27 protein-coding genes are annotated in these 26346 nt (G+C 41.1%); 17 read left to right on the forward strand and 10 right to left on the reverse strand.

Going from position 1 to position 26346, the window contains the following annotated elements; translation table 11 throughout:
- Positions 1-675: 675 nt before the first annotated feature.
- The 4 genes from EHQ16_RS14270 to EHQ16_RS14285 all read right to left on the reverse strand — a co-directional run bounded on the left by EHQ16_RS14270 (position 676) and on the right by EHQ16_RS14285 (position 4538).
- Positions 676-2970: a DNA polymerase domain-containing protein gene (locus tag EHQ16_RS14270; protein ID WP_135633315.1), complete on the reverse strand. Its 2295-nt coding sequence runs from the start codon at positions 2968-2970 to the stop codon at positions 676-678.
- 19 nt (positions 2971-2989) lie between these two features.
- Positions 2990-3247 (reverse strand): DUF8156 family protein, encoded by a 258-nt coding sequence (locus tag EHQ16_RS14275; RefSeq protein ID WP_135633313.1) that lies wholly within the window; start codon positions 3245-3247, stop codon positions 2990-2992.
- 1 nt (position 3248) lies between these two features.
- Entirely contained in the window at positions 3249-3854 is a 606-nt protein-coding gene (locus EHQ16_RS14280; RefSeq protein WP_135633311.1) for a P-loop NTPase family protein, read from the reverse strand.
- 306 nt (positions 3855-4160) lie between these two features.
- Complete coding sequence (locus tag EHQ16_RS14285) at positions 4161-4538, reverse strand: hypothetical protein (RefSeq protein ID WP_135633309.1); 378 nt, start codon at positions 4536-4538, stop codon at positions 4161-4163.
- A gap of 424 nt (positions 4539-4962) precedes the next feature.
- Here EHQ16_RS14285 and EHQ16_RS14290 point away from each other — a divergent pair, with 424 nt between their 5' ends.
- Complete coding sequence (locus EHQ16_RS14290) at positions 4963-5526, forward strand: penicillin-binding protein activator LpoB (RefSeq protein ID WP_135633307.1); 564 nt, start codon at positions 4963-4965, stop codon at positions 5524-5526.
- Here the strand turns inward: EHQ16_RS14290 and EHQ16_RS14295 are convergent.
- The 3 genes from EHQ16_RS14295 to EHQ16_RS14305 are packed head-to-tail and all read right to left on the reverse strand — an operon-like array spanning position 5514 to position 9568.
- Complete coding sequence (locus tag EHQ16_RS14295; RefSeq protein WP_135633305.1) at positions 5514-6800, reverse strand: hypothetical protein; 1287 nt, start codon at positions 6798-6800, stop codon at positions 5514-5516. The genes EHQ16_RS14290 and EHQ16_RS14295 overlap by 13 nt on opposite strands.
- A gap of 32 nt (positions 6801-6832) precedes the next feature.
- Entirely contained in the window at positions 6833-9079 is a 2247-nt protein-coding gene (gene purL / locus EHQ16_RS14300; protein WP_135633303.1) for a phosphoribosylformylglycinamidine synthase subunit PurL, read from the reverse strand.
- 9 nt (positions 9080-9088) lie between these two features.
- Positions 9089-9568, reverse strand: a complete 480-nt coding sequence (locus tag EHQ16_RS14305) for a flavin reductase family protein (protein WP_135633331.1) — start codon at positions 9566-9568, stop codon at positions 9089-9091.
- Between the two features lie 104 nt (positions 9569-9672).
- Between EHQ16_RS14305 and EHQ16_RS14310 the strand changes: the two genes are divergently transcribed.
- From EHQ16_RS14310 to EHQ16_RS14325, 4 genes are read left to right on the forward strand one after another with little or no spacing between them, the layout of a single operon-like run.
- Positions 9673-10047, forward strand: a complete 375-nt coding sequence (locus tag EHQ16_RS14310) for a Fur family transcriptional regulator (protein ID WP_135633301.1) — start codon at positions 9673-9675, stop codon at positions 10045-10047.
- Positions 10048-10088: 41 nt separating this feature from the next.
- The gene (mutL, locus tag EHQ16_RS14315) at positions 10089-11915 is read left to right on the forward strand and encodes a DNA mismatch repair endonuclease MutL (protein WP_135633299.1); all 1827 of its coding nucleotides are present in this window, start codon (positions 10089-10091) and stop codon (positions 11913-11915) included.
- A gap of 60 nt (positions 11916-11975) precedes the next feature.
- Positions 11976-12581, forward strand: coding sequence for an RNA polymerase sigma factor (locus EHQ16_RS14320; RefSeq protein WP_004784002.1), 606 nt, complete (start codon positions 11976-11978; stop codon positions 12579-12581).
- Positions 12582-12585: 4 nt separating this feature from the next.
- Positions 12586-13140 (forward strand): LIMLP_12425 family protein, encoded by a 555-nt coding sequence (locus EHQ16_RS14325; protein ID WP_135633330.1) that lies wholly within the window; start codon positions 12586-12588, stop codon positions 13138-13140.
- 4 nt (positions 13141-13144) lie between these two features.
- On the opposite strand, the gene EHQ16_RS14330 is transcribed toward EHQ16_RS14325, so the two are convergent.
- On the reverse strand, positions 13145-14017 hold the full coding sequence (locus EHQ16_RS14330; RefSeq protein WP_135633296.1) for a hypothetical protein: 873 nt from the start codon (positions 14015-14017) through the stop codon (positions 13145-13147).
- A gap of 6 nt (positions 14018-14023) precedes the next feature.
- Entirely contained in the window at positions 14024-14311 is a 288-nt protein-coding gene (gene hpf / locus EHQ16_RS14335) for a ribosome hibernation-promoting factor, HPF/YfiA family (RefSeq protein WP_004783901.1), read from the reverse strand.
- Positions 14312-14414: 103 nt separating this feature from the next.
- Between hpf and EHQ16_RS14340 the strand changes: the two genes are divergently transcribed.
- From EHQ16_RS14340 to EHQ16_RS14350, 3 genes are all read left to right on the forward strand, one after another.
- Positions 14415-15158 carry a DUF4912 domain-containing protein gene (locus EHQ16_RS14340; protein ID WP_135633295.1) on the forward strand — a complete coding sequence of 248 codons (744 nt, stop codon included), beginning with the start codon at positions 14415-14417 and terminating at the stop codon, positions 15156-15158.
- Entirely contained in the window at positions 15158-16744 is a 1587-nt protein-coding gene (locus EHQ16_RS14345) for a glycoside hydrolase family 57 protein (RefSeq protein ID WP_135633293.1), read from the forward strand. The genes EHQ16_RS14340 and EHQ16_RS14345 overlap by 1 nt, the downstream gene beginning before the upstream one ends.
- Positions 16745-16811: 67 nt before the next feature.
- Positions 16812-17018: a hypothetical protein gene (locus EHQ16_RS14350; protein WP_135633291.1), complete on the forward strand. Its 207-nt coding sequence runs from the start codon at positions 16812-16814 to the stop codon at positions 17016-17018.
- Between the two features lie 23 nt (positions 17019-17041).
- Here EHQ16_RS14350 and EHQ16_RS14355 read toward each other — a convergent pair whose 3' ends face one another.
- Positions 17042-17479 carry an SET domain-containing protein gene (locus EHQ16_RS14355; protein WP_135603101.1) on the reverse strand — a complete coding sequence of 146 codons (438 nt, stop codon included), beginning with the start codon at positions 17477-17479 and terminating at the stop codon, positions 17042-17044.
- A 105-nt stretch (positions 17480-17584) separates the two neighbouring features.
- Between EHQ16_RS14355 and EHQ16_RS19520 the strand changes: the two genes are divergently transcribed.
- From EHQ16_RS19520 to EHQ16_RS14395, 9 genes are all read left to right on the forward strand, one after another.
- Entirely contained in the window at positions 17585-17737 is a 153-nt protein-coding gene (locus tag EHQ16_RS19520) for a hypothetical protein (RefSeq protein WP_167482665.1), read from the forward strand.
- A 23-nt stretch (positions 17738-17760) separates the two neighbouring features.
- Positions 17761-18228 (forward strand): 6,7-dimethyl-8-ribityllumazine synthase, encoded by a 468-nt coding sequence (gene ribH, locus EHQ16_RS14360; RefSeq protein ID WP_135575361.1) that lies wholly within the window; start codon positions 17761-17763, stop codon positions 18226-18228.
- Positions 18225-18647 (forward strand): transcription antitermination factor NusB, encoded by a 423-nt coding sequence (nusB, locus tag EHQ16_RS14365; RefSeq protein ID WP_135575359.1) that lies wholly within the window; start codon positions 18225-18227, stop codon positions 18645-18647. Before ribH ends, nusB begins: the two co-directional genes overlap by 4 nt.
- Before the next feature lie 8 nt (positions 18648-18655).
- On the forward strand, positions 18656-20758 hold the full coding sequence (locus EHQ16_RS14370; RefSeq protein ID WP_135633289.1) for a tetratricopeptide repeat protein: 2103 nt from the start codon (positions 18656-18658) through the stop codon (positions 20756-20758).
- On the forward strand, positions 20755-21579 hold the full coding sequence (locus tag EHQ16_RS14375; RefSeq protein ID WP_135633287.1) for a class I SAM-dependent methyltransferase: 825 nt from the start codon (positions 20755-20757) through the stop codon (positions 21577-21579). The genes EHQ16_RS14370 and EHQ16_RS14375 overlap by 4 nt, the downstream gene beginning before the upstream one ends.
- 8 nt (positions 21580-21587) lie before the next feature.
- Entirely contained in the window at positions 21588-23180 is a 1593-nt protein-coding gene (locus EHQ16_RS14380; protein ID WP_135633285.1) for a DEAD/DEAH box helicase, read from the forward strand.
- A gap of 80 nt (positions 23181-23260) precedes the next feature.
- The gene (locus EHQ16_RS14385) at positions 23261-24256 is read left to right on the forward strand and encodes an N-acetylmuramoyl-L-alanine amidase family protein (protein WP_135633329.1); all 996 of its coding nucleotides are present in this window, start codon (positions 23261-23263) and stop codon (positions 24254-24256) included.
- Complete coding sequence (locus EHQ16_RS14390) at positions 24231-25058, forward strand: LIC_10740 family protein (protein ID WP_135633283.1); 828 nt, start codon at positions 24231-24233, stop codon at positions 25056-25058. The genes EHQ16_RS14385 and EHQ16_RS14390 overlap by 26 nt, the downstream gene beginning before the upstream one ends.
- Before the next feature lie 378 nt (positions 25059-25436).
- Positions 25437-26282, forward strand: coding sequence for a flagellin N-terminal helical domain-containing protein (locus EHQ16_RS14395; protein ID WP_135575347.1), 846 nt, complete (start codon positions 25437-25439; stop codon positions 26280-26282).
- The last annotated feature ends 64 nt before the right edge of the window (positions 26283-26346 follow it).

Raw genomic sequence — 26346 nt, forward strand, 5'->3', positions numbered from 1 at the left:
GCATTGTGCAATATCGAGAGCCGTTTTTTTAACATGCTTAGGCAAGTTAGCCGATTGAATGAAATCGATGTTTTTAATAAAGATGTCTTGTATATCCATGCAAAAGGATGTCCAAAAAGTGCAGAGTTGGTATCCTATTTTTCTATGTCAAAACAGTCATAAAGATATGATTTGGGTCATTACGTATAACGAACTTTAATTGTAGATTGTTCCGAAGTTTTATTACTTATCGATAACTTTTTGAGTGTATCTGCAGTATATTACTGCCATTTTGCAGCTAGCCGTTTTACCGTTTTTTTTACATGACGTAGTGAATATCTGAGTTTCGTATATATCTCTTTTATCATTGTATATTATGTTTCGTTTAGCAGCTTGTTTTGGATTGCGAAGTGCTAGGTGAGTTTAGTATGAGACATAATGCTTTTCTTTTCTATTTATCACCGCTGCTGTAATCTGTGGGTTAGGGCATAGCTTCGCCCCCTGAGTCCCAGCTGGTTAAAAACGAATCTGAGTCTTTTTTGTTATATGGGGACTGCAAACGTTTTTTGAATTAGCCTTAGAAATTCTCAGCTAACGGTTTTTTTTTATAGGAATTTTATTTATTTTTTTTCGATTTATGCAATAAAAGTAAATTTGCATATTGTAATGAGTTTTTTTAAAAAAATTTCTTTATAGCTAAAATTTGAATGGTAATAGCTGTTCGTCGCTAATCAATGCATTGAAATCTTTGAAACTGGAAATCCCTATCCAGATTTCTTTGAATGAAGCGAGTAATCGTTTTCGATAATAGGTTTTATCGTAGATTAATAGATTTTGCGAGTTTTTGGTTTCTATTCTTTCTTCTGTTTTGTATCGTTCTCCCTTTCGTTCGGATTTTTTATTTACGACTAAGTAACGAATTTTTTCTCCTGCTTGCACATGGATTCCCATCTCTAATAAGTCTTTGACTGCCACCGCACTTGGTGCATCCACTTTGTATCCCTCTGGATCTTGGGATGTAGATCTTAGGATCAATAGTTCTTTCCAGGAAACATCTCCTTTGGATAGAGGGAGATCATATTTTTTGAAAATTTCTAAAATTTCTGTTTCTTTGGATTGCATATCAGCTATCGTTTCAAACTTGCACATCCAACGAATCATTTCCTGTTGCGCAAGTTTTATGTAATAAGGAAAGTCTTTCCGTCGTAAGGCGATTCCTCTTCCTTTGAAATGTCCGTTAGCGAATTTTCCCATATAACGGTTGGCAACTGGCATTTTATGGTCTTGGGTGGATGGTGGAAAAGATAACCAGGAGAAAATACCTTCTATATCCATCGTTATTTTAGTTTTTAGTTTTATTGTTTGGCAAATTTCTTGGAGATTTTGTTCCGTAATTACTGATTTATCTTTTTTTTGAATGAATATACAATCTGTAATTGCATGTACTAAGTTATAGCCATAGTCTTCTGCAATTTCTTTTGCCATAAGTAGTTTTTCTCTTCCAAAAGCTGTTACAGCTTCGTGGCTTTCTAGTTTTCCAAATTTTGCATTTCGATAACCCAAATATCCGAAAGAGGTAACCAACATCCATTTTAAACTGGATTGTTTTTGTTCGATGTAATGTTTGTTAATTTGATTCGGTTCTTTACATTGTTTTTTATAATGGGCTCTGCGTTCTATAACATGTGCAAGTGCGTCGGAAACGACACCTCTTCTTTTGTTACAGATTCGGTATCCTAGAGATGGCACTATTTCTATTTTGGGATCATTTTTACAACATAAACAATTGATTGTTTCGGGTGATATATTGTGAGTAACCATAACTTTGGGATACATTTGAGAAAAATCTAATTGAGCAACATTTTCTAATACAAATCCATTTTGAATGTCTGCTTGAAAAACCAATCCTCCTTTGTCGGCATTTAGAAGGTCTAACGCTGTTTTTGGTGATTCTAAGGCACTTTTTTGCCAAGGAACAAGATAACCCATTCTTAATGCCACATCTACCTCAATATAGGTGAGTGCTTTTCCCGTTGATGCTCTCGCCATCTTTTGAATTGGTAAACGAGAGATACGAGCAAGTTCAATGATTCCCATAAGATCTGCTTCTTTATAAACAAATCCGTTTTTTGAGTCTATATGCCATCGACCAAACAACGGATAGGATGGGGCTCTAAACACGATTGTACCGTAAGTATTGAAACTAGTTCCTTGCGTTTGGATCGAACGCTTGATTGTGCTTGTTTTGTCTCTATCGAATTCTGTTGGTATATGATTTTCTTGTGAAGTTTTAAAGAAATAAGGAAATAAAATTTGGTCACCGTAGGAGGTGAGAACTATATCTGGATCATGTTTTTTGAATATTTCGTTTAGTTTATGGATCAAATTCGTAGAATTGTTTGTTGGTATTTTATACCGATCGGAATTGGTTTCAACAATTAGTGTGTTATGTTGTAAAGAGATCCTTTGGCTTTTTTCTAAATAGAGAGAGATTGTCCTAAAGTTTGGAACTTCGTAGTCTAAGTCGTGGATATTTGTTAAACACTGGATATTTTTAATTTGATTTTGATTGTCTTTAATTTCGTAATTTATTTTTAAATATGCTAGTGGGTAGATATCTTTTTCGACCATATAACCCGTAGTGATTTCGATATCAGAGTGATAGATATCATATTTTCCGTAGAGATTAAAAAGTTTATTTGTTATTTTTGGTAGCAGTTGTGGTTTAGAAATCACCAATTTTAAAACTGAGATTTTTTTGTTTTCATAGAATAAACATTTTTCTGTTAAGGTCGGGATTTCTGCTAACGCGTTTAACTCATAGAATCGTTTTATTAATTTTTGAAGGATATTTTTTGGTGCGTCGATGTAAATTGTTGGAAAGAACTTGTCAGAAAATAATCTAAGTTCTCCTTCGTCAGACCTTAACCAAAGGTAGATTTTTTGTTCGGAGTGATAGATATCAAACAAGTAACCTTGGAACGTTTCCATGATGTTTGGGTTTTTGTTTTTACTTGTCTGGAATTTTTTGTAGGCCTTTTTTTAGTTCGTTCACTTCTTTTTTTAGTTCGATGAGCATGGATAGGATCATGGAGTCAATGGGATATGGTAGAGATGCCATAACACCGGCTTGCACTTGTAATTTGGAGGTTCTCATTAGTTCATCGAAAATTTCTTGGTCTTGTCTTCGAAGAGACCTTCGAAAGTCCGATAGGTTTCCCTCTATTTGTAACATTTGGCGAGAGTAGGGGGCGATGGTTCTTCCCATGTTAATCTCCTGTGATTGATGTTTTTCTTGTACGAATGCGAGAGAGGCCTTCTTCCATTTTGAGTTCCCATAGGTTTTGGGTTGTCCGTAGTAATTTTGGAAAAAAGATTTGAAAATTTTTATGTGTATAAGTCCAGGATTCGATGATGAGTAGTGGGACATTTTCACCGGGAAAATTTTCTATAAATTCTAACATCCGGTTTAACAAAAATAAACCTTCGTCTTCTTTGACATCTCCATCCAGAAATTGTTTACATGGAGCTAACAGAAAGTAGATGGTATTTTCTTCTTTTTGATTTAGAATTGTTTTTAGTGCATCTAAGATTTGGTAGGGAGTAAAAGCCCTTTGGACTTTGATTTGTTCTAAAAATGGTTCTGGTTGTAAATTTTGTTTTCTGGTTTCTTCGGCAATGGTGAAGGGATTGAATCGAATGGCACAGTCTAGATTGAAAATCTGAAACCCAGAACAAACCATGGCGTATTGCCAATAATGAGCTAGTCGGTACATTCCTCTTTCTCCGGTAAGTAAGCCGATATCTTTTTGGTTCCAGTTTTTGATGGGCTCATAGACATCAGTAGAAATGGGAGAGGGTTCAGCAAGAATCATAAATACTATTTATATGTATAGTAAAAATATGTAAAGTGTAATTTGTCTCTAAGTTTCGTTTTTCACTCACTGGAAAAAGAAACTCACTTACCTTTTTCAGCGGAAGACTGAAAATACACGGTTCGTTTTGATCTGGAAGAATGATTTGGGTGATTGAAAATGAAATTGGCGAGAAGGGATCTTTCCAGTAGATTCGGAGTGGGAAGTTTTCTGAGCCGGAGTTACCTCCGGTCACAAAGTTTCCCTAGTAAACGTAGATCCATCTAACGACTTTCTAAAGCCTGGCGAAGGATCAGAACTTAGGATTTATAGAGGTGGAACTTCTTGGACGGTTTTGACACCGGTTACAAAATAACTGGTTTCAGCAAAGCAGCTAAAAGGAACTCCTATGTGTTCTTCGTATTCTAAAACCACGCGTTTGCCAATGGATTCGTTTAATCGTTCAGCAATGGCTTCATCCCGAATGCTGAAGTAGAACTTTTCTGTCATTGTTCCGGGCATAGTGACAAGGGCCATTTCCCCTTCCCAAGTTTTGCAAACCCAACCTTTTTTGGAAAGTTTTTGGATATAACCAGCGCGATCTCCTTCCGAATAACTCCACTGGAGAGTGAGCCAGGTGTAACCCGCAAAAAGAATCGCGAGGAGGATGAGAAGGAAACTGAAACGAATTAAAAATTTACCCATAAGTTAATCCAGAAGTTTCGTAAGGGAGAGGAAAGTTTCAAGACAATATTTAGGTCAGAAAGGATCAAATATGGAAAATTAAACGAAGGAAGTAAGGCGCCAGGGAGACGGAGGGCTTGGTCTGCCATTGGCAGACGGGAGCGAAGGCGCACCCCGGAGTGGCCCGGTTCTTACTTGATGGGAGTCATCTCCACTAACGGAGTGGAGGCGCCCAAGGGAAATTAAAGACTAGTGTGAGCCAAAGTATGAACTTTTTTAGATAAAAAAATAGAAGATGTTGATTGAGGTGGAAAGATTTTGGCTTTCGTGGTAAGTGTGAACCATTGGGTGGCGGGTCTAGTTCCCCACCCTCAAATCGGGCGGGGATACTATATTCTCACATTCTTTCTTGCCAAACTACCGAACCCCCACCAAACTTTCCCCAATGCGCATTTTAATTCTCTCGTTCCTACTTCCGTTTTTGTTTGTTAGTTGTTCTTCGGTTTCTTACCAAAAAATCGACAAGGCTAAGGCCACCAAACAGTGGGGAGTTTTGGAAGTCAAAGAAACAGCTCGCAGTATGAGCCATTCCTTATCTACATATTATAAGTCTGATTTGAAGACAGGGTATTTGGAATGGAAGGCAATCCAAAATTCTACATCAGAACATATTGATACCAAACTTATCAGTAACGAAATCTTAAACCAACTTACAAAAGATAAGGTTCCATTTGTGGATACTTCCATTAGAGAAGAAGCAAGTGCAGAGATGGCATTTGGAAAAACAGGAATGGTTTCGGCTGAGTCGCGTTTGGCGGTGGGAAAATTTAAATCACCTTCGCATAAAATAAAAGGTGAGATCAATGAAGTAGTGAATTATGAATCTGGATCTCGGATCCAATACATCACTGTGACACTTTTTCTTGTAAGTTTAGAAACCAATCAAATTGTTTGGTCGGAACAAACCAATTTTTTAAAAACAAGTCGTGTCGAAGGTTATGGCCTTTGATTGTCTGGGAAAAAACCAAATCGAACTTTGATTTTTCCCATAGCAGGGCTTAAAGTGTAAGGTAAGGTCTCTGGATGCATTTGAAGTTTCGGAGAAACGAGGGCCGATTTTGATTTTCCCATCCAAACATATTCGGGAAAAAACCTGACATATCGATATTCGTCGGAGATATCCAAATCTTTTTTCATATTCCTTCTTGCGTCATCATAGGAAGTTGCAACCCACTCAGCCCCCAATTTAAAACCAGAAACAATGATGATGACTCCTAGGGCACTTAAGTCACCAGAGTTTGCTTCGGCGCCTAAATAAACCAAACCGGCCCCAAAGGCGACGATGGTGGCACTAGCAAGAACGGCTCCCGTAATTTTAACGGTGCCTTTGGTTCCTTCTTTTAGGGCAGTGGCAGAAACCAGTTGAAAGTATTTTGAGTCTTGGATGAGTTCCGAAATTTCATTATCACGAGTTAGGTGGCGTTCATACCATCCGAGGGTATCTTTTTCTAAAACAAGCTGGGTTTTATTTCCACCATCCACAATCGTCAGTGGACTTTGTTTTCCTGTTTGGCGGAATTTAAGATTCCTGAGCCCACGAATAAAGTTTAAATTTACCGAAGGATCCATCTCTGGTTCCGCACCAGGGCCACCAAAGACTAAAATGAATTCTTCCTTTTCCGAAAACCTTTCATTTGCCATGGTGCGAAGGATTCCTGATTGAGGTTTCAGTTGGTTTGCTTTTCTGAAATCCACTCTGGCTTCTTCAATGGAACCCGTGGAGAGCCAAAGAGAAGCGAGTAATAGACGTAAGGTGGGATCATCAAATTGGCCTTCCGCACTCCATTCCCCACTGAGTAAGTTCCCGGCATACCTAGCTTGGATTTTTCCTTTCTCAAATTCACCCGCCTTTACATAATACAATCCAAGGAGGATGTGGAGGTAGATGATTTCTGCTTCAGAGGCATAGTATCCTTCTTCTGTTTCCATATAAAAAAAAGATTTTAGGGATCTTGAGGCACTGAAACGAAGGCGTTCCTTACTATCTTCTGCTAGTTTTTCTAGGGCTTTATAATTGGTTTCACCTTTTAAAAAACCCAAGTGGGCGCGTTCTAAAATTCCAATAAAACCTTTTCGTTCTTCTGTGGGAAGAAAATCAATTGTATTGTCTAAATTGGCCTTTTTGTAAGCACGGAGGGAGTCTTCATATTCTTGTCGTTTGGCGATACTTGTGCATTGGATACAAAGTAGTAATAGAACAAAAGAAGAGAAGGATAGGCGCATTCGGCCTATCCTTTAAGAAAATTTAGATTTGTCTATTCGAAATAACTTTTGAGCCCAGCCTCAAATTCTGTTTCTAACGATTTGGCAGTCCATTCCCATTGGAATCCATTTCCTTTGACAGAAAGGGATGATTTCGAATTGGATTTGCCTAAAGTTGTAAAACCGAGTCCCGCTTTGGTGTATTTTTCTTTGACTTTTCCTTCGTCCTTTGCAAGGAAACTTACAACAAAGGAAGCACCTGTTTCACCAAAACAAAGTTCGTCGAGGCGTGAAAAACTTTTTTGTAATCCTTCTAGATTTACTTCCAAACCTTTGTCACCAGAAATTACAATTTTTGCCAATGCAACAAGAAGTCCACCGAGTGACAGGTCTTTGGCGGAAGTGAGAAGTCCTTCTTTGCGGCAAGAGATGAGTGTGTCTATCGCTGCTTTTTCTTTGGAAAGGGAGATTGCTGGTATTTTTCCTGTGTCCAGGCCATGAAACCGGTAAAGGTATTCGGAAGCAGAGATTGTGGGTTGGAATTCTCCCACAAGGGCATACACTACTTCTTCCTCTGTGCGAGGGTAGGTATGAATTCCTTTTGCAACATCATCAATCACTCCCACCATACCAATGGTAGGTGTTGGGAACACAGGGCCTTCTGGCGATTCATTGTAGAAAGATACGTTTCCACCAGTCACAGGAAGTCCAAGGAAACGACAAGCATCCCCAAGTCCTCTCACACATTCACTAAAGATATAGTAGTTTTCTGGGATGTAGGGATTTCCAAAGTTTAGGTTGTTTGTGACACCATAAGGTTCTGCTCCGGTAGATGCAACATTCCTAGCAGATTCACAAACGGCAATTTGTGCCCCTTCGTATGGGTTTAAGTAAGTATAACGTGAGTTACAGTCTGTTGCCACTGCGATTCCTTTTTTAGTTCCAGGAATCCGGACAAGTCCACCATCTTCTCCTGGTTCTACCACTTTCACAAGTCCCACTTCCGTATCATACTGCTCATAGAGAGGTCGTCTGGAACTGATATTTAAGGAGGAAAGAAGGGTGTTTAGAGTTTGGGAAACTGTATCTTTCGATAAATCATTGATTTTTGTTGGATCAAACTTTGTCACCTCATCGAGGTAAGCCGGTCTTTTTTCTTCTCTTACGTATCTTGGGGCACCACCACCAAGAACCAGTGAGTCTGCTGGGATTTCTGCTTTGAGTGTTCCATTTTTTCGAATCCTAAGGATTCCATCACCGGTAACGGTTCCTATCTCTACGGCATTCAATCCCCATTTGTGAAAGATAGAAACAAGTTCTTCTTCCTTTCCTGTTTCCGGAATGACAAGCATTCGTTCTTGGGATTCGGATAACATAATTTCATAAGCGTTCATATCCGACTCACGGAGAGGGACTTTGTCTAAGTCCACATCCATTCCGGTTTTTCCTTTAGCACTCATCTCCGATGTGGCACAAGAAATTCCGGCCGCACCCATGTCTTGGATTCCCACGAGGAGATTCTTTTGGATGGCTTCAAGGGATGCTTCCATGAGAAGTTTTTCCATAAAGGGATCACCGACTTGTACTGCGGATCTTTTTTCTTCGGATTCTTTCGTGAGGTCTTTGGAGGCAAAACTTGCCCCATGGATTCCATCGCGTCCTGTTGTCGCACCCACGATGTAAACTTTGTATCCTACTTTTCCTTTGGTGGAAGCAGAAGCCATTTGGTCGTGACGAGCAATTCCCACTGTCATCGCATTGACGAGTGGGTTTTTGGTAAATGTAGGATGGATGAATAACTCACCCCCACCCACAGCAATCCCAAGAGAATTTCCGTAATCACCAATCCCCTTTACGGCACGAGTGAGCAAATACTTGTTACGTGGTTCCTTTGGATCACCAAACCGAAGTGAGTTGAGGGATGTGATGGGACGAGCTCCCATAGTAAAGATATCTCGCATGATCCCACCAACACCTGTGGCTGCCCCTTGGTAAGGTTCTACGGCCGTTGGATGGTTGTGGCTTTCAATTTTGAAGACAACGGCTAGGCCATCACCAATGTCCATAGCCCCCGCATTTTCTTCTCCCGCTTGGGCCAGAAGTTTGTCCGACTTGGTCGGAAGTGTTTTTAATTTTAAAATTGAATTTTTATAAGAGCAGTGTTCCGACCACATGGCGGAGAAAATTCCCAGTTCCGTAGAGTTGGGCATTCTTCCTAAGATCTTTTGGATCTCTACAAATTCAGTTTCTGTAAGTCCGTGTTCTTTTGCATCTTCCAGACTAACTTTCTCTTTTTCCATACTGATTCCTTAAACGAGTTCCCTATAATTGCGATTGAAGTAGAGGAGGGGAGAACCTTCCCGAGTTGCCACAGCTTCCACAAGACCGATGAGGATCCAATGGTCCCCCGCTTCGATGGTTTGGTTCACTGTACAGTCGAGTGAGGCCAAGGTATCCGGTAAAACCGGGGCACCGGTGGAAAGAGTTCCTGGTTTCAGTCCTTCCAAAACAACCGCTTTGTCCAGGGAACCAGAAGCAAAATCAGCGGAAATTTGTTTTTGTTCGGAAGAAAGAATATTCACGACGAAGTTTCCGGCTTTTTCGATGGGTTCTTTGGCACTAGAGTCTTTGGCCAAACAGAATAAAACTAACGGCGGTTCTAAGGAAACAGAAGAAAAACTAGAAACAGTAATTCCACCTTTTTTCTCTTTTGATTCATACGTAATCACACAAACTCCACTCGCCCAAAGCGAAAGTGAAGTTTTAAATTGGTCGATGGGTGTTGGCATAAAACCTCGGTATTGACAAATATCAATTTCTGGAAGGATTCTAAAAACCAAATTCCATTTGACCCTTTGATTATTTGCAGATGATTTAGGGGTAAGGCAATGGTATGAAAGCACTCACAAAACATAGAGAACTTATTTTTAATGACCTAAGAGAAAGAAAAGACCACCCCACAGCAAAGATGGTTTTTGAATCCGTTCGTGGAAAAGCTGACAAAATTAGTTTTGCCACCGTCTACAATTCCTTGGAATACTTGGTCGAACACAAGATGGTAAACAAATTGAATATCGAATCGGATTCAGTCCGTTACGATGCATTTTTGGATGACCACTCCCATTTACTTTGTTCCGATTGCGGAAAGGTTTTGGACGTAGCACCTTTGAAACTCAGCGACGAAACGGATTTACAAGGACTCGGGTTCCAAGTGAAACACGTAGACGTTGTGGTTTCCGGAACCTGCGCGGACTGTCATTCACTGTAAATTTTTCTGGATAGGGAGGTTCCCTATCCCATGATTGTCCTATGGGCATCATTCATTCACTTTCGGCGGACCTGATCAACCAAATTGCCGCCGGAGAGGTGATTGAATCTACCCATTCCATTCTCAAAGAACTCATCGAAAATTCCATCGATGCCGGTGCCACAAAGATAGAAATTGCGACCGACTCAGCGGGTTTTGGTCGTATCCTTGTTTCTGACAACGGACATGGAATCCAAAAAGAGGATTTGCCTCTTGCCATCAAACGTTATGCCACTTCTAAAATCCAAGACTTCCATGACTTAGAACATCTTTTCACGTTTGGGTTTCGGGGTGAAGCTCTCGCCTCGATTGCCTCTGTTTCTCTGATGGTTTTGGAATCAGGAACAGAAGGAAACCGCACTGCCTATCGTGTGACAGTGGAAGAAGGAAAAATCGTAGCAGAGGAAGAAATTCCTTTTTTTCTGGGAACTAAAATTGAAATCAAAGATTTATTTTATAATACACCTGTTAGGCGTAAATTTTTAAAAACCGAAACGGGCGAAGAGAAAAAAAATAGGGCCCGAGTCCAAACCATGGCAGTCTCCGAACCGAGTATTGGGTTTCGGTATTTGCAAAACGGCAAAGAAGTTTTGAATGTGGTTCCCGAAGATGGACTGGAACGCGTGTTATCTGTTTATGGCGAAAATCTGCGAGACCATCTTTTACCAGTCAATTCCAGCCGGAACGGAATGACCCTCCGTGGTTGGATCTCTCACCCTGATTTTTATAAATCCTCTCGTACAGGACAATTTTTCTTTGTAAACAACCGCTCTGTGGAGCTTAAATTTTCGGCACAAATTTTGAAACGTTGTTATGGAGAGCTTCTCCCTGGCGGAGCCTTTCCGTATGCTTATCTATTTTTTGATCTCCCTCGAGAGTTTGTGGATGTGAATGTCCATCCACAGAAAAAGGAAGTTCGGTTTTTATCGGAAGAAACCATTACAGGAATTCTTTTCCAAGGGATCACAGAAGTTTTAAGAACTTCCACACCTGTAGAATTTTTAGAAATGCGTCGAAGGCTTTCTATGCCCATTCCCTATGAAAACCGAGGAGGGAATTCTTCCTTCGGGTCTGGGTTTGGCGGCCCGGGATTTGGTTTTGGTGCGGGCCAAGGGATGTTTGGCAATCTCCAAACGGAAGGGGAAACTCTGATTGGGCCAAGTTCCATTGAAGGTAGGGAAGGATTTTCTTTGGAAGGGATTGGTGCTGGAACCAACTTGCATTTATTAGGTGAGAATCTTACCAAACACAATTTGTTTGTTCCGAAAAAACATTATGGGGTTTTATTTGAGACCTTTATCTTAGCCGAAGCGGAAGATGGACTCTATATCATCGACCAACATACGGCCCATGAAAGGATTCGTTACGAAGAAGTTTTGCGGGATCTAAAATCCAAAGCCTATAAGTCACAAAGCCTACTCACACCCATTCGGTTGGAACTCACCAAAGAAGAAGCCGAAGAGATGTTAGAAGAACGGTCTCGGTTTTTGGAACTCGGAATCACTCTGGAACCATTTTCGGGAGGCACCATTCTCATCCGGGAAGTGCCTTCTTATATTGATCCTGGAAAAGAAACCGAAACCATTTTGGATTTATGGGAAAGGTTCAAACAGAAAGATCCGGAAGACAAAGAACTCTATGATGAAATGGCAAAATGTGTGGCTTGTCGTTCGGCCATCAAAAAAGGGGACCAGGTCTCTGACCCTATCATTGGGGAATTATTGCAACGATTGTCTTACTGTGAAAACCCATCCCTTTGTCCTCACGGTCGGCCCACTCTCATCAAACTCACAAGAAAAGATTTAGAAACCATGTTTCACCGGATCTAGACCTAGAGGAAAGAACCGAAAAACATTGATAGAATTCTCGGATTCGAAATTCTAGGCCTCATGCCACGCCCCCTAGAAGGCAAAAATATGACCCTGCGGGAGAAGGAAAAAATCCTCCTCCAAAAAATCAAAGCAGGGGATCCGACTGCCTACATGACCTTAGTGTCCCCTTTCCGGGAACGATTGTTCCGCAAAGCTGTTTCCATGGTAAAAGATGGAGACGATGCGGAGGATATTGTCCAAGACGCCCTCATTTCCGGTTATAAATCCATCCAAAACTTCCGAGCCGAGGCCGGGGTTTATACCTGGCTCTACCGCATTGTGGTGAATAAGTCAAAAGATTTACTCGCTAAGAAGAAAAGAGGTCGGGAAAAACCCATGGATGACTCGGGAGATAACCAATTTGTGGATTCTCGTGTCGGATATGAAAAAAAATTGGAACTTTCTGAAGAGTCTCGTTATCTAATGGATAAGATCGCACTCTTAGAAGATTCCTACAAACAGGTTTTGGAACTTCGTTATTTCGAAAATCTTTCGTATAACGAAATTGCTGAGATCATGGAATGTAATGTGGGTACTGTTAAGAGTCGTCTCTTCAAGGCGAAGGAGTTTTTGAAGCACCTCATCCAGAAAGACGAAAAGGGAGAAGGTTTCTTTGAAAAGTAAGTTTATGAATTTAAAAGATTGGTTTCGTTCACAATATCCGGCTCTCTTCCCTGAAGAGACAGACAATGTGGTTTTGGAAAATAAGATTTGTTCTCTTTTCCAAAGAGTAAAGGAAAAGGAAGACACCATCCTTCCTCGAATGTCAAAAGACTTCGACACCCGCCTCTTCAACCTTCTCGAATCCGTCACCATCGACAAACCCAACCAAAAGATATCCTTCACTTTCAGAGACTTAATCGAAAACCGAACGGTTCAATATTCCTTTTCTGCGGTGATGGCCCTAAGCCTCGTGTTCATCCTTGTGAGCCGCACTTCCCAAGAACCTACTCTATCTGGGAACGATACTGCTGGTGTTGTCATTGAACAAAACAACTACCAATACGAACCAACTAGCCTTGATCTAAATGAATCTTACCAAAAACGCGTGTTACTTGATCGTTTGCGATCCGCTCCTGGATCTGTTTACGGACTTCGAGAACTCGAGTTGTATTATGAAAAAACAGGAAGAGAGTCTTCGGCAGATGAGTTAAGACTTCTTATCGAATCGATCGAAAGATAAATTTCTAAACAAATCCTTTGGCAAATTGGACGGCATCCCGTGAACGGATGTCGTCAGCCGAATGCAGGATGGCAAGGGCAAACTGTTCGATCCTTGCTTCCAATCGAAAACTCCCACCACTTCTCTCTTTACTATCAGCCAGTCGTTTTAGTTCCGAAAACCAAATTTGGATTGTGGTTTCGTCCTTTTTTGTATAAGGATTAAAAATCCCTTCTCGCCAAGCAAGGACGGGAACCAGTTCCTTCATTTCTTCTTCTTTTGTAGTGATCTCATTTGCCTTTTGGATGAGGGTGAGAAGGGGTGGCCACCGAACGATGGTATGAGGAAAAAGTTGAGGGTCATTTAAAAAGGCATTTCGATAGGTTTCGATTCCTTCTCTTTCATTTCCTGTCATCACTTGTGTTTCTGCTAAAAAGTAGAGTAAGACGGGCGATTGTTTGTTCCCACCATAAAGTAATACTTCCAAAGCCATTCCATAATCTTTGATTTTGATGAGGCAGGCCGCAAGATCACGTAACAAATCTTTATCGAGAGCGTTTGCTCCTTCCCATTGGTAAGCGAGTTTTAGGTGGTCTCGTGCTTCTTTTAGAATGCAGTCTTGAGTGGCAAAAAAACTGTCAGTGTTCTGATACCCACGTTTTCGAATTTCGGATTCAAAATCGGCAAAGAGAGAAAGGAGGAGTTTGCCTCGATCTTTACCTTCTCTTGTTTTTAGAATTAGATCAAGTCTATGATCCCAAAAACTGGCGATATAAAATCCGCTGATGGAGGCAAGATCGAGTGGGTCCCTGTCCAGAAGTACGGAATAGAGAGACTTAGCAGTTTCAAACTCACCATTAGAAAGATAGGTGAGTGCTTCTTCCGACTTCTGAATCATAAAGACTTAGTGTTGGCTTTTTTTATCGTGGTGTTTGCTTGTTTGGGAGAGGATTTTATCTTCCAATCCATCGATACAAACATATACATCTTTGTCTTGGTTGTGAGCATTGAAATTGTTACCATCAGCATGTAACTTCATGTTAGAGTGGATTTCTCCATGAATGGCTTCAAATGATACTTCACAGGATACGATTTTTTGAACGTATTTTGATACTCGTTCTAATTTTTCGTCCGCGTATTTTTCAGCCGCTTCGGAGCGGTCTAAATGTTTCCAGGTATAATTGATTTTCATAGTTTGTCCCAATTTGGTATGGATAGATTGTATTTTGGAAAAAAAGCAAACGTCAAATAAAAAAGAATTGAAGGTGAGTGTTTCTCGTCTTTAAGCTTGGAGGATGGCAAATGAAGAAAAAAAAGATGGGCCAGTAAAAAAATCTGCCGCTAAAAAGAAAAAAACAAGTGCCACCGCTGCTAAAAAAACTTCGAAAACGGCAGCCAAAAAAGCAGTCAATCAAAGAGAAATTCCTTCGAAAGAACCACCACTCAAATCCATTTACAAAGATTCCAAGTTTACCAAACACCCTGAATTTGCGCAGGAAGATCTCATTCGAGTTCTTGTGCGAACACCGAAAGAAGCATTTGTGTTTTGGAAGTTTTCTGAAACAACCTTAAAGAACCTTCTCACCAATTTGGATTCTCCTTCTACGGATGGATTACGATTTCGTTTGAAGGTAGAATATAAAAATATCTTTGGAAGCGAAAGAACGGAAATTTATGATCTCGCTCCTTTTACCGAATCTTATTATTTAAAGTTTATGTTTCCAGTAAGAGAGATCCAAACTTCAATCCTTGTTTCATCCGAAAAAAAAGAAGTTTCGACTCTCCACTCTTCAGGTAAGGATCTTCCTGGTGGAACCGAATCCTTTCGTTTGGATAAGGAATGGATCCACCCCCAATGGATTAGTCAAGGACTTGTGGCAAAGTCTGTGGGAAGTGATGAATACTATGTGAAAGACGGAGACGCGTCTGAGTTCTATGTGAACCCTCGCACCAAAGAACAAATAGAAAGGAATCCAGGCCAAAACCAACCACATTCAAGGGTAGCCAATGGATCGGGATCAGGCAAAGGACAATTGTAATGGATCATTTTTTAAAAGGGCATTTGGTATTTGTTTTACATGCCCACCTACCATTTGTTAGACATCCCGGTTATGACACTCCTTTTATCGAAGAAAACTGGTTGAACGAAGCCATTCTTGAAACCTATATCCCTCTCCTCCGAGTGTTTCGGAATCTAAAAAAAGAATCCGTTCCCTTTCGGATCACCATGTCATTCACTCCGACACTATCCCTTATGTTGACAGATCCCTATTTGCAAAATGGATTTCGTAAATACATAAAAAACCTGATCACTCTTGCCAAAGCGGAAACCAAACGAAATGCAAAAGACCCCCATCTCCATTACCTTGCCTCAAGATACTTAGAACATTTTTTGGATACAGAATCCATCTTTGAAGAAGAGAGTGGTGACTTAACCAAAATGTTTTTACCTTTTGTGGAGACAGGGGAATTGGAAGTGATGACAAGTCCTGCCACCCATGCCTTCCTTCCTTTTTATGATTCCGAACCTTCTATCTTTCGTTCCCAATTGAAAAATGGAAGGAGGACCTTTCGGCGTATTTGGGGAAGAGACCCAAAAGGAATTTGGTTATCCGAATGCGGATACACACAAAAACTTGAAGAGGAACTCGACCGGGAAGGGTTTCGGTATTTCTTTGTGGACACACATGGAATCACACATGCAAGTCCAAGGCCAAAGTTTGGAGTGTATGCTCCTGTGGAAGTGGGGTATGGAGTGTTTGCTTTTGGACGTGATCCCGAAAGTAGCAAACAAGTTTGGAGTTCCATTGATGGGTATCCGGGAGACTTCCGGTACAGAGAATACTACCGTGACATTGGACATGATTTGCCTTGGGAGGAAATTTCTCCTTATCTGAATTCCAATGGGGTGAGGATCAATACGGGCATCAAATACTTTCGGATCACTGGCAAAACTTCCGACAAAGGGTATTACCATCCGGACTGGGCAATGGAAGCGGCCGGTAACCATGCCGAAGATTTTTTACGAAACCGGATCCACCAAGCGGAAGTTTTATTTGAGGCTAACAAACAACAGGCGGTCATTGTTTCTCCCTATGATGCGGAGTTGTATGGTCACTGGTGGTATGAAGGACCACAGTTTATCGAATTCCTATTTAAAAAAATCCACTTCAACCAAAATACAATCAAACTTTCCCATCCGTTAGAAGCAGCGAGGGCCCTCCCTCGGGTGCAATCGGTGGAAATGAAAATGTCTAGTTGGGGAGAAAATGGATATGGAGAGGTTTGGTTAAATCCAACGAACGATTGGATTTATCCTCTCATCCATGGTCTTAGCATTCGGATGCATAAGAAGGCCCATGAGTTTAAATCAGGGACAGATTTACAAAAACGAATTTTGAAACAAATGGGAAGGGAACTCCTCCTTTTACAAAGTAGTGACTGGGCCTTTATTATGAAAACGGGGACTATGGTGGATTATGCAGTTCGTCGTACCAATGTGCACACCAATGTTTTTCTAACTTTGGAGGAAATGCTAAACGGCCAGGTGGATGAGGGGATCCTTCTCTCTGCGGAAGAAGAGAACAATTCGTTCCCTGATATCCGGATTGAAGATTTCTATTAGAATTCGTCTAAAAATTTCTTGCCTGGAGAAGGGCTGGTAGGAGGCTTAACTTAAATCGGAGGGTTTTATGTCGAATTCGTATCGTTTTCCCTTGGTTCTTACACTTCTATTCTTTGCGGCCAATTTCCTGGTTTGTCGATTGATGCACAGAGAAACGACGGAAGGAGTTTTTCGTATGGATGACTCGGTCATTCGGTATACAGAAGCTTTAGAGGCTTCTGACTCTGTAAAAACTTCTACCAAAACTTCTTTTGGAAATAACGGTCTCCTCTAAGAGACCGTTTTACAAGTTTCTCTTTACTTCGGTTTGAAGTCCACGTTGTCCCAATAGTCCTTTCCATAATCAAAAAATATTTCTGATCCTTCTGGGATTGTTTTTAATACTTTAAACCTAGCTGTTTTCCATCTTACAGATGTGATGAGTTCAGCATTGGGTTTTGAGGAATGGTTGATATAACGGGTGTAATTGGATTCACGTCCTTCCCCATAAATCCACCAATCTTTACAGATCCAAAGTAGGTATTTTGAGTCTACGTATTTGTTTGATTCCGCTTGTTCATCGGTAATGATTTTACCCATGTAATAACCAACGGTATCTCCCTTGTATAATGTTTGTTTGGTGAATAGTCCCATTCCAATATTGGGAACAGAGGAAGGTTTGACAATAAAGTCACTCTCGGTATAAACCACCGGTTTCCTTTTTTTGGCCTTCTTTACGGATTTCTTTTTCTTCATTTTCTTCCTATATGACATAAGAGGAAAACAATTCTACCTTGTAAAGCCATTGGTATTTAAGATTGGATGGTGTGCACTCCGAACTTTAAAGGTGAGAGGGGATCTATGAACCGGGAACCAGAAAAGCTACCTGAAGAGAAAACCAATGTTGTGAACCTAGCGATCTACCGAGCCAAAAAAGCTCTCGAAAGAGACGGGTTTGAAGTGGTAGAAAATCCTGACGGAAAGATTACCCTTGTCATTCGTCTTGCGAAATAACACCCCCCTAGGATTTTGGATACATGACAGCTACACTGGAAGGCACCCGCATCGGAAACGGACAAAAACATTGTGTCATCGTTTCAAAGTTTAATGAATTCATTACTGAGTCTCTACTCAAAGGGGCCAAAGATGCTTACAGACAACATGGGATTAGTGATAGTGATGTCACTGTGATCTATGTTCCTGGTGCTTTCGAACTCCCACAAACTGTAAAACGTGTCCTTGGGTCAAAAAAATACCAATTCTCTGCCATTGTTTGCCTTGGGGCAGTGATCCGAGGGGCCACTTCGCATTATGATTTGGTTTCTGGGGAAGCCGCCAAAGTAGGATCCGTTGCAGATGGATCTGTTCCCGTGATTTTTGGTGTCATTACTACGGAATCAATCGAACAAGCCATTGAAAGAGCCGGCACCAAAGCGGGAAACAAAGGATACGAAGCAGCCACCACAGCCATCGAAATGGCAAATCTTTTCAAAGAGATCGGATGAGTTCTAGACACCGCGGGCGAAGTCTCGCCCTAATGTGCCTCTACCAAATTGATCTCGTCGGAACCGATCCCGACCGCGCGATGAAATTCGATTGGTATGACAAAAAAATCACTAGAGAAGAAAAGGATTATGCTGTCTTTCTTGTGAAAGGAGTGGTCGAAAATCGAAAAAGCATCGATACTCTAATCAAGAAGTATTCGGAGAATTGGGAACTTTCGCGTATTTCCGTGGTCAACCGCTGTATTTTACGTTTATCGATTTTGAGTTTACAAAAGGAACCTTTCCTTGCTGCCCCCGTTGTGATCAACGAAGCAGTGGAACTCACAAAAGAATTTGAAACGGACGAATCGGCACAGTTCATCAACGGATTACTTGATGCCTTCTATAAGAAGGAGATCGTAGCGAACAAACCCCAGTAAGATAAAAAATGGATCCCATCCAAAAAAACCGGTTTCGCATTGAGGAGCAGTCCTCTCAGCCAAGTTATTACCAGGAAGATCCATACTTACGGAACCTGGGCCGAGAAAAAGAAACAACTTACGAATCAGAAACCTCGGCACGCCGTCCCGTCCTCTCTTTTCTATTTTGGACATTTCTTGTTCTTCTCGTCCTTGGATTTTTAACCGCCGGATACTGGTGGTATTTACAAAAAAAACAAAACCCAGAAGAGATCGCAAAAGCCTTAAAGAACCTTCCCACAGATAAAAAGGCACTGAACCTTCTTGTGGATAAACCCTATCTTCCAGATGATTCCGTAAATCCGAAACTCGCGGCTTGCCTCAATGCCTATCACAACCGTTATGTGAACCGAGTGGGAACTGTTTGTGAAGAGTTTTTAAATTCCCCGGGCTCAGACGAAGACAAATCGATCGCACTCACAGTCCTTGGTGTGATGTATGATGAGGCTGGTCGTTATATCAATGCCATTGAACGATTGGAAAAAGCCATCCAATACGATTCCAAAAACTATTTTGCTTATTATAATTTATCACTCGCATTCAAACATGCGGGTAAGTTTGAAGAGGCAAGGCGAGCCGCCGAAAGAGCCAAAGAAATTGCCCCGAATGACTACCGAGTTTCTTTATTACAAGGAAATTTATTCCAAGAGATTGGGGATCCGGCCAGTGCCATTGAAGCCTATAAAGAAGGACAGTCTTTGGCACCGACAGATGTCACTCTGACTTATAACCTTGCCATTAGTTATTTGAAACAAGGAAATATCGCAGAAGCCATTTCTGAATTCCAAAAAGTCGTACAAACAGCTCCGAATTCCCAAACAGCTGTTCTTTCTTATGGCCACCTAGGAACCATCTTCTACCAAAGAGAAGATTATGACAGGGCGGAGTTTTATTTCAGAGAAGTGATTCGTTTGAAAACAAACGATGCCAAATCTTACTATAACCTAGGTTTGGTGTATTTAAAAAAGAAAGTCCCAGAAGAAGCGGCCAAATACTTTCAAAAAGCCCTCGATTCCAATGCCAACGAACCAGAAGTCTATCGTTACATTGCTGACGCCTTTCTTTCTATGGGCCAAACCAATATGGCCATCACGGCCTTAAAAAAAGCTTTGTTACTGAAACCCAGTGATGTGGATTCCCTTTTTGCTTTGTCAGAACTCTATTATAAAAAAGGGGAACTGGTAGAAGCAGAAAGTTTGTTTCGCCGGATCATTCGTCTCACTCCGGGGGATACGTATTCAGAAACTGCTTATGTAAATCTTGGAATTATTTTGGATGAGATGGAGAGGTATTCAGAAAGTATCACCGCTTTCGAAGGGGCCCTGTCTTTAAATCCCAAAAACCAATCAGCTTATTACAATTTAGGACTAACCTATTTACATGCTGGAAAACCCACAATGGCCATTGAGTCCCTTCGTAAATCGCAGGCCCTGGATCCAAACCATACGCAGTCAAGGCTTGCCATTGCCGATTATTATTTAGAAAACCGATTTTATTCAGAAGCCATTGCCGAGTATGAAGAAGCCATCGCTTGGAAACCGGAACTTTATGAAGCAAGACTGAAACTGGCAGATGTGTACATCCAAACCAAAAACTATCCGGCCGCCGAAAAGGTGTTAGTTTATGTTTTGGAAAATTCCAAAGACCCAAAAGAAATCAAATTGGCTCATCGAAAACTAGCACTTAGTTACGCCAATAGTGGTAACTCTGGGCTTTCTAAAAAGGCCAAAGAAGAAGCGTTTCGTGCCACACATATCGATCCAGAAGATATGGAATCTCGGCTTGTCCTTTCTAAAATTTTAATCGATTCGGGTTCTCTTGTGGATCGGGAAAAAGCCATCGAGGAACTAACCCTCATCACTCGTTCTGATGTCACTCCTACCATTTCTTCCAAAGCTCATAATTATTTGGGAGTTTGTTATTTTAAAAATGGGGAATTTAAACGAGCACTTTCTAGTTTCCAAACAGCCATTGATTTAAACCCAAGCCTCACCGAAGCCTATGAAAACAAAAGGGCAGCTCGGGCCCAGTATGAGAAATCCTTGGAATCAAAAAAGAGAACTTATTTTTGAGTTTATTCGAATTTTCACCCCATAAAGAATTCCCAGAACATTACGAAGAATGCCAGCGTACGGGCGTTCTTCGGTATCTTCCCGCAAAACATCGCGAATATGGGGATAGTTACTTTATGGAAGAATACAAATCCCAATACAAAAAATCTTACTATGAAGACGAACCAAACCTTCGGGTTATGGCCAAACGTAGGTTAGGGAATTTAAAAAAATTGGCGGAAGACAAAACCAAGGATAGAACTTCCTCTCCCAAGAAATCACTTTTGGAAATTGGATCGGCGGCAGGATTTTTTTTGGATGAAGCAAGGACTGCCGGTTACCAAACAAAAGGCCTCGAACTTTCTCCTAAAGAAGTGGAGTATGCAAAATCCACACTCGGACTCGATGTAGAAAAAACTTCGGTTTTGTCGGTGGGAGAAGGGGATTGGAAGGAAAAGTTTGATGTGGTCTCTGCCTTTTTTGTGATCGAACACATTGAGGAAATTGAAGGGATTTGGAAACGGCTCGCAGCTTGGACTAAGCCTGGCGGTTATCTTTATTTGGCAGTTCCTTCAAGTTTTGGCCCGAGTTTCCAAACCAATCCCAAAGAATGGTTTTCCACCCATCCCTCTGACCACTTTTTCGACTACTCCGTTCACTCCCTGAAAAAACTCTTGTCAATCCTTGGCTTTGGACTGAACTATGTTAGACCTATGTCGTATCACTCCTACCGGGATTTAGGCCTCCTTGGCAAACTCCCCGAATGGCTGTATCGACTGTATGCAAACCAATTTGCCTATGGTGATACCATCGAACTAATCGCCAGAAAATTAAAACACTGAAATCCATTATGAAATTTAACGAATTACCCTTTCATGAGTCTCTAACCAAAGCACTTGATAAAATCGGCTACACAGAACTCACACCCATCCAAGCCAAGTCCATTCCTTTCGCTATGGAAGGAAACGACCTCACTGGTCTTGCCCAAACCGGAACTGGAAAGACTATGGCTTTTCTACTTCCGACTCTCCACAGACTTTTGTCAGCAAACGAGGAAGAGCCATTACCTTATGCCCTTGTCCTTGCACCGACAAGAGAACTTACCATACAAATTGCAGAAGAAGCCAAAAAACTTTTAGAGTTCACTGACTTTGGTGTGGCTACCATTATCGGTGGAACGGATTACCGTTCGCAAGAACAGGCATTAGGGAATAAGGCTTGCCTCATTGTGGCAACTCCCGGACGCCTCATTGACTTTGTCAAAAACCACGGCCTCTCTTTGGAAAATATCAAAGTGGTGATTTTGGACGAAGCGGACAGAATGTTCGATATGGGATTTGTCCAAGATCTCAAATACATCTTCCACAAATGTAAAAACAGAAAACAGTCTCTTCTTTTTAGTGCTACTTTAAGTTACGAAGTGGTAAGACTTGCCAGTAAGTATTTGAATGATCCGATTGAAGTCCATATCAATCCAGAAAAAGTCATCACCGAAAGAATCGACCAAACTTTACTTCACTTAGGACGCGAAGAAAAACTTCCTTATCTAGTGAACTCTCTTTTGCACAACGAGATCGAGGGACTTGGAATCATTTTCACCAATTACAAAATGAATATCCCGAAGATCGTATCGGTTCTTAGAAAATTTGGAATCACCGCGACGGGACTTTCTTCTGAACTCGACCAAAAAAAGCGAATTCGTCTCCTCAGAGATTTTAAAGAAGGAAAGTATAAGTATCTCATTGCGACAGATGTTGCTTCTCGTGGGATCGATATCGAAAATATCGATGTGGTTTATAATTATGATCTACCGCAAGATGCAGAAAACTATGTGCACCGGATTGGACGTACTGCCCGTGCAGGAAGAAAGGGTATGTCCATTGGGTTTTGTTCTGAAACAGATTATACAGAACTGGAACGAATTGAACGTTACTTAAATTCAAAAATCCCCATCGGAGAAATCCGAGAAGAGTATTTGGAATTTCCTAAGGGTGAGTTCACTCCTGTATTTGCCGATGAAGCCATCCCTGGTGAAAAAAAATACCAAGACCGGGAAAGGGGAGAACGCGGTGGTCGTGGTGGGAAACCAAGACATGGCGGCGAACACAGATCAGGTGACCGAAATCAAAGCCGTTCGGGAGACCGTGGCCGCGGAAAAGGCAAAGGGGAGAAAAACCATCCACCAGCAAAGATGTCTCACCCGCACCATCACGATGGGGAAGGTGACCACAAACACCCAGCCAAAATGACCCACCATGAATTCAAACATGGGCATTCTAAGGATGGAAAGGGCAAAGGGCAACATAAGAAAAACCAGTCTGGAAAACACCACCAAAAGAACGATCCAAGACGGAATCTCTTCGATATCAACGAAGTGAAAAAATCTAAAAAACAGAAACAATCGATTTGGCAGCGAATTCTTTCTATCTTCAAAAAAGATTAGTCCTTCTTTGTTTCTGTATTTTTTCTAATTCCGTATTTGCTGAGGTCGCCAAACTTCCGCTCTACGGAAAAGGAAACTACGTGGCATTTTCTGATTTAAAATCGATTATGCCCGAACTTTCCACCAAACTAAAAAAGTTCACAAGAGTTGGTTCCATTTACACCCCCCAAGGGAATCTTCAATTCCGCCTAGGTTCAAGTTTTTATACCCTGGATGGCAAAATTTACAAAATCCCCAAAGCCATTTTAAAAAAGGAAGAAGATGTGTATCTTCCCCTGGATCTTGTGGAAGCGGTTTTACTCAATCTAATCTCTTATGATGTGCGGTACCAATTCAAAGAAACGGAACTTTGGATTCTCATTCCCAAAGAACCAGTGCCGAAACGAAACCTCAATGTAAAGGCCATAGTGATTGATGCGGGCCACGGGGGGAAAGATCCCGGAACTTCAGATCCTAGTGGGTACTTTGAAAAAGATGTGAGTCTTGGTGTGGCTCGTTATACTTATTTGTACTTACGAAAGTATTATCCGGAAATTCGGGTGCAGATGGTTCGAAAAAATGATAGCTTTGTGGAATTAGAAGATCGTTCGAAAATGGCAAACCAAATGTTACGTGATACAAGGGATGTGGTCTTTATTAGTTTCCATTGTAATGCATCACTTTCGGATAAGGCAGCCGGATTTGAGGTCTATTATCTTTCCCAAAGTCCAAGTACGGAGGCCGCTCGCGAAACAGCCATTTTGGAAAATCGGTATGTGGGAAAACACAAGAACTCAGTTGTCTCTCAGATCCAATCCCAGATGTTGTCCAGTGTCACCCAAAGGCGGTCTAGGAAATTGGCTAGTGCCGTTGCCGAACAGTATGAAAAGGGTTTGGGCCTTGAGATCCCTTCTCGTGGGGTGAAAAAGGCAGATTTTTCCGTCTTGCGAGGAAGCCTTATGCCTGCGGTACTTGTGGAAATGGGGTATCTGACAAACCCTGAGGAAAGTAGGAAACTGCGGGATAAAACCTACCAAAAGAAAATTGCACGTAGTGTCATCAAAGGAATTCATGAATACGCATCTTCAAAAGATTAAAGAATATCTTCGTTCCCTGAAAGAAATCATAAAAGACCTGATCATTCGATTTTACAAAATCGGAACCGGAGAAACCAAACTCACTCGCGACTTTATCTTTTTGTTTGCCTCTTGGTTTTCTCTTTTGATCTTTTTTAGTTTTTTTATTTTAGCAGAACAAAATCCATTTCGTTTGCTTGTTCCTTTCCAATTGTATTCTTATCCCTCTCTTGACCATAGGGAACCAATTGTGATTTATATTTCGAATGGAGAAGGGGAACAAATCCCAATCCACAGAAAGGTATTAAAACAAGATGAAACGGGAGCATTTATTTACCAAATTGTAGGTGAAGTTGGCTCACCACCTTACTTTGATTCTGTGGAAGCGTTGGCTAAAGATGGTAAACTTTTTTCTCCCAAAAAACTTTTGGACATTCGGTTTGCTTTAAAACAGTCCTGGTTTTTACAAAAAGATTCTAAACTTGTGATCGATTGGAATGTTCAAATTTTACAAGATGTGATGGAAAAATATAGACTCCCTCGTACAAAATCCGAGGAAACAGGTGATTCTGAAGACGAAAATCCAAATGCACCAGTCGACACCATTACCTATTACTCCGCTGGAACAGAAACTGGTCCGAAGGAATCAGAAGAAGTTGTAAACAAACGAAAAATCCTTGCTATGGAGTCCACAATACGTGCGTTAAATGCAAGTTTATTTGAAAACTTTAAAGACTTAAAAACAATTGAACATCAATTTTCAGGGGAACTTAGCCCTGTTTACCACTGGGATTCTTTATCAACTCTAGTCACACGCCCTTAACTTTTTAGTTAAGGGTTTTTTCCACTTTTCACTGCTCTCACCCATAAATCAGGGGAATTCCTATATATTTCTCCATTTTTCAAAATTTACTTATGGAAAATGGGGATTTGCCGATCATCGTATGGGGGAAATTAGAACTTTTTTTTAAAAAAAATAAAACGCTAAAGTTGCCAAAAACACCTCAAAACGCGTAAAAACACGCGAAAAAATCCAAAAATACCGCAAAATCTTCAAATTAATTTCTTCTATCCGATCACCGACATACAAAGGGAACAAATAGAGATTTTAGGCACCATAGGGGCCTGAAAGCCAGACACAAAAAACCAAAGAGAGAAGGGATTCTCTCTTTTGCCAGATCAAGTTTCAAGGAGGAAACCAATGATCATAAACCACAATTTAGCCGCGATCAACTCACATCGCGTCCTCAAGTTCCAAAACGAGGAAGTCTCCAAAAATATGGAGAAACTATCCTCTGGTATGCGAATCAACCGAGCAGGTGATGATGCATCAGGCCTTGCCGTTTCGGAAAAAATGAGAACGCAAGTGAATGGTCTTAGACAAGCAGAGAGAAATACCGAAGACGGTATGAGCCTTATCCAAACAACGGAAGGTTTTTTGCAAGAATCGAATGATATCATTCAAAGAATTCGAACTCTTGCAATTCAGTCGTCTAACGGTATTTACACTGACGAAGATAGACAAATGATCCAAGTCGAAGTTTCACAACTTATCGACGAAGTGGACAGAATTGCTTCTCAAGCTGAATTCAATAAAATGAATTTGCTTCAAGGTGATTTTGCTCGTGGATCTAGAGCAACTTCCATGTGGTTCCATTTAGGACCAAACCAACACCAAAGAGAAAGAGTGTTCATTGCAACAATGACTGCGCGTGCACTTAATCTTAAAGGTCAAAGTGGAGACCTCTTGTCTTTGTCAACAGCTGACAAGTCAAACGATGCGATCGGAACTTTGGATGCTGCGTTAACTCGCATTAGCAAACAAAGAGCAAACTTAGGTGCTTACTTTAACCGTCTTGAGCATGCTGCGAAAGGGCTCATGAACGCTTATGAGAATACCCAAGCTTCCGAGTCTAGGATCCGTGATGCGGATATGGCAGAAGAAACTGTGGCTTTCACAAAGAACCAGATTTTAGTTCAATCTGGAACTGCTATGTTAGCTCAGGCGAATGTTCGTCCACAAGGAGTTCTTTCTCTCCTTCGTTAATAGCCTAACGAAGTGAGTGGTTTGTGTAACTGAAGAGTTGTAATTAGATAATCAGCCGGCTTTC

The sequence above is a fragment of the Leptospira kanakyensis genome (assembly GCF_004769235.1).
Lineage (GTDB): Bacteria > Spirochaetota > Leptospiria > Leptospirales > Leptospiraceae > Leptospira_A > Leptospira_A kanakyensis.

What these genes read in the sequence shown, in the direction of transcription:
- EHQ16_RS14270 (WP_135633315.1), bottom strand. Translation starts at nt 2,970, where the DNA reads ATGGAAACGTTCCAAGGTTACTTGTTTGATATCTATCACTCCGAACAA.
- EHQ16_RS14275 (WP_135633313.1), bottom strand. Translation starts at nt 3,247, where the DNA reads ATGGGAAGAACCATCGCCCCCTACTCTCGCCAAATGTTACAAATAGAG.
- EHQ16_RS14280 (WP_135633311.1), bottom strand. Translation starts at nt 3,854, where the DNA reads ATGATTCTTGCTGAACCCTCTCCCATTTCTACTGATGTCTATGAGCCC.
- EHQ16_RS14285 (WP_135633309.1), bottom strand. Translation starts at nt 4,538, where the DNA reads ATGGGTAAATTTTTAATTCGTTTCAGTTTCCTTCTCATCCTCCTCGCG.
- EHQ16_RS14290 (WP_135633307.1), top strand. Translation starts at nt 4,963, where the DNA reads ATGCGCATTTTAATTCTCTCGTTCCTACTTCCGTTTTTGTTTGTTAGT.
- EHQ16_RS14295 (WP_135633305.1), bottom strand. Translation starts at nt 6,800, where the DNA reads ATGCGCCTATCCTTCTCTTCTTTTGTTCTATTACTACTTTGTATCCAA.
- purL (WP_135633303.1), bottom strand. Translation starts at nt 9,079, where the DNA reads ATGGAAAAAGAGAAAGTTAGTCTGGAAGATGCAAAAGAACACGGACTT.
- EHQ16_RS14305 (WP_135633331.1), bottom strand. Translation starts at nt 9,568, where the DNA reads ATGCCAACACCCATCGACCAATTTAAAACTTCACTTTCGCTTTGGGCG.
- EHQ16_RS14310 (WP_135633301.1), top strand. Translation starts at nt 9,673, where the DNA reads ATGAAAGCACTCACAAAACATAGAGAACTTATTTTTAATGACCTAAGA.
- mutL (WP_135633299.1), top strand. Translation starts at nt 10,089, where the DNA reads ATGGGCATCATTCATTCACTTTCGGCGGACCTGATCAACCAAATTGCC.
- EHQ16_RS14320 (WP_004784002.1), top strand. Translation starts at nt 11,976, where the DNA reads ATGCCACGCCCCCTAGAAGGCAAAAATATGACCCTGCGGGAGAAGGAA.
- EHQ16_RS14325 (WP_135633330.1), top strand. Translation starts at nt 12,586, where the DNA reads ATGAATTTAAAAGATTGGTTTCGTTCACAATATCCGGCTCTCTTCCCT.
- EHQ16_RS14330 (WP_135633296.1), bottom strand. Translation starts at nt 14,017, where the DNA reads ATGATTCAGAAGTCGGAAGAAGCACTCACCTATCTTTCTAATGGTGAG.
- hpf (WP_004783901.1), bottom strand. Translation starts at nt 14,311, where the DNA reads ATGAAAATCAATTATACCTGGAAACATTTAGACCGCTCCGAAGCGGCT.
- EHQ16_RS14340 (WP_135633295.1), top strand. Translation starts at nt 14,415, where the DNA reads ATGGCAAATGAAGAAAAAAAAGATGGGCCAGTAAAAAAATCTGCCGCT.
- EHQ16_RS14345 (WP_135633293.1), top strand. Translation starts at nt 15,158, where the DNA reads ATGGATCATTTTTTAAAAGGGCATTTGGTATTTGTTTTACATGCCCAC.
- EHQ16_RS14350 (WP_135633291.1), top strand. Translation starts at nt 16,812, where the DNA reads ATGTCGAATTCGTATCGTTTTCCCTTGGTTCTTACACTTCTATTCTTT.
- EHQ16_RS14355 (WP_135603101.1), bottom strand. Translation starts at nt 17,479, where the DNA reads ATGAAGAAAAAGAAATCCGTAAAGAAGGCCAAAAAAAGGAAACCGGTG.
- EHQ16_RS19520 (WP_167482665.1), top strand. Translation starts at nt 17,585, where the DNA reads ATGAACCGGGAACCAGAAAAGCTACCTGAAGAGAAAACCAATGTTGTG.
- ribH (WP_135575361.1), top strand. Translation starts at nt 17,761, where the DNA reads ATGACAGCTACACTGGAAGGCACCCGCATCGGAAACGGACAAAAACAT.
- nusB (WP_135575359.1), top strand. Translation starts at nt 18,225, where the DNA reads ATGAGTTCTAGACACCGCGGGCGAAGTCTCGCCCTAATGTGCCTCTAC.
- EHQ16_RS14370 (WP_135633289.1), top strand. Translation starts at nt 18,656, where the DNA reads ATGGATCCCATCCAAAAAAACCGGTTTCGCATTGAGGAGCAGTCCTCT.
- EHQ16_RS14380 (WP_135633285.1), top strand. Translation starts at nt 21,588, where the DNA reads ATGAAATTTAACGAATTACCCTTTCATGAGTCTCTAACCAAAGCACTT.
- EHQ16_RS14390 (WP_135633283.1), top strand. Translation starts at nt 24,231, where the DNA reads ATGAATACGCATCTTCAAAAGATTAAAGAATATCTTCGTTCCCTGAAA.
- EHQ16_RS14395 (WP_135575347.1), top strand. Translation starts at nt 25,437, where the DNA reads ATGATCATAAACCACAATTTAGCCGCGATCAACTCACATCGCGTCCTC.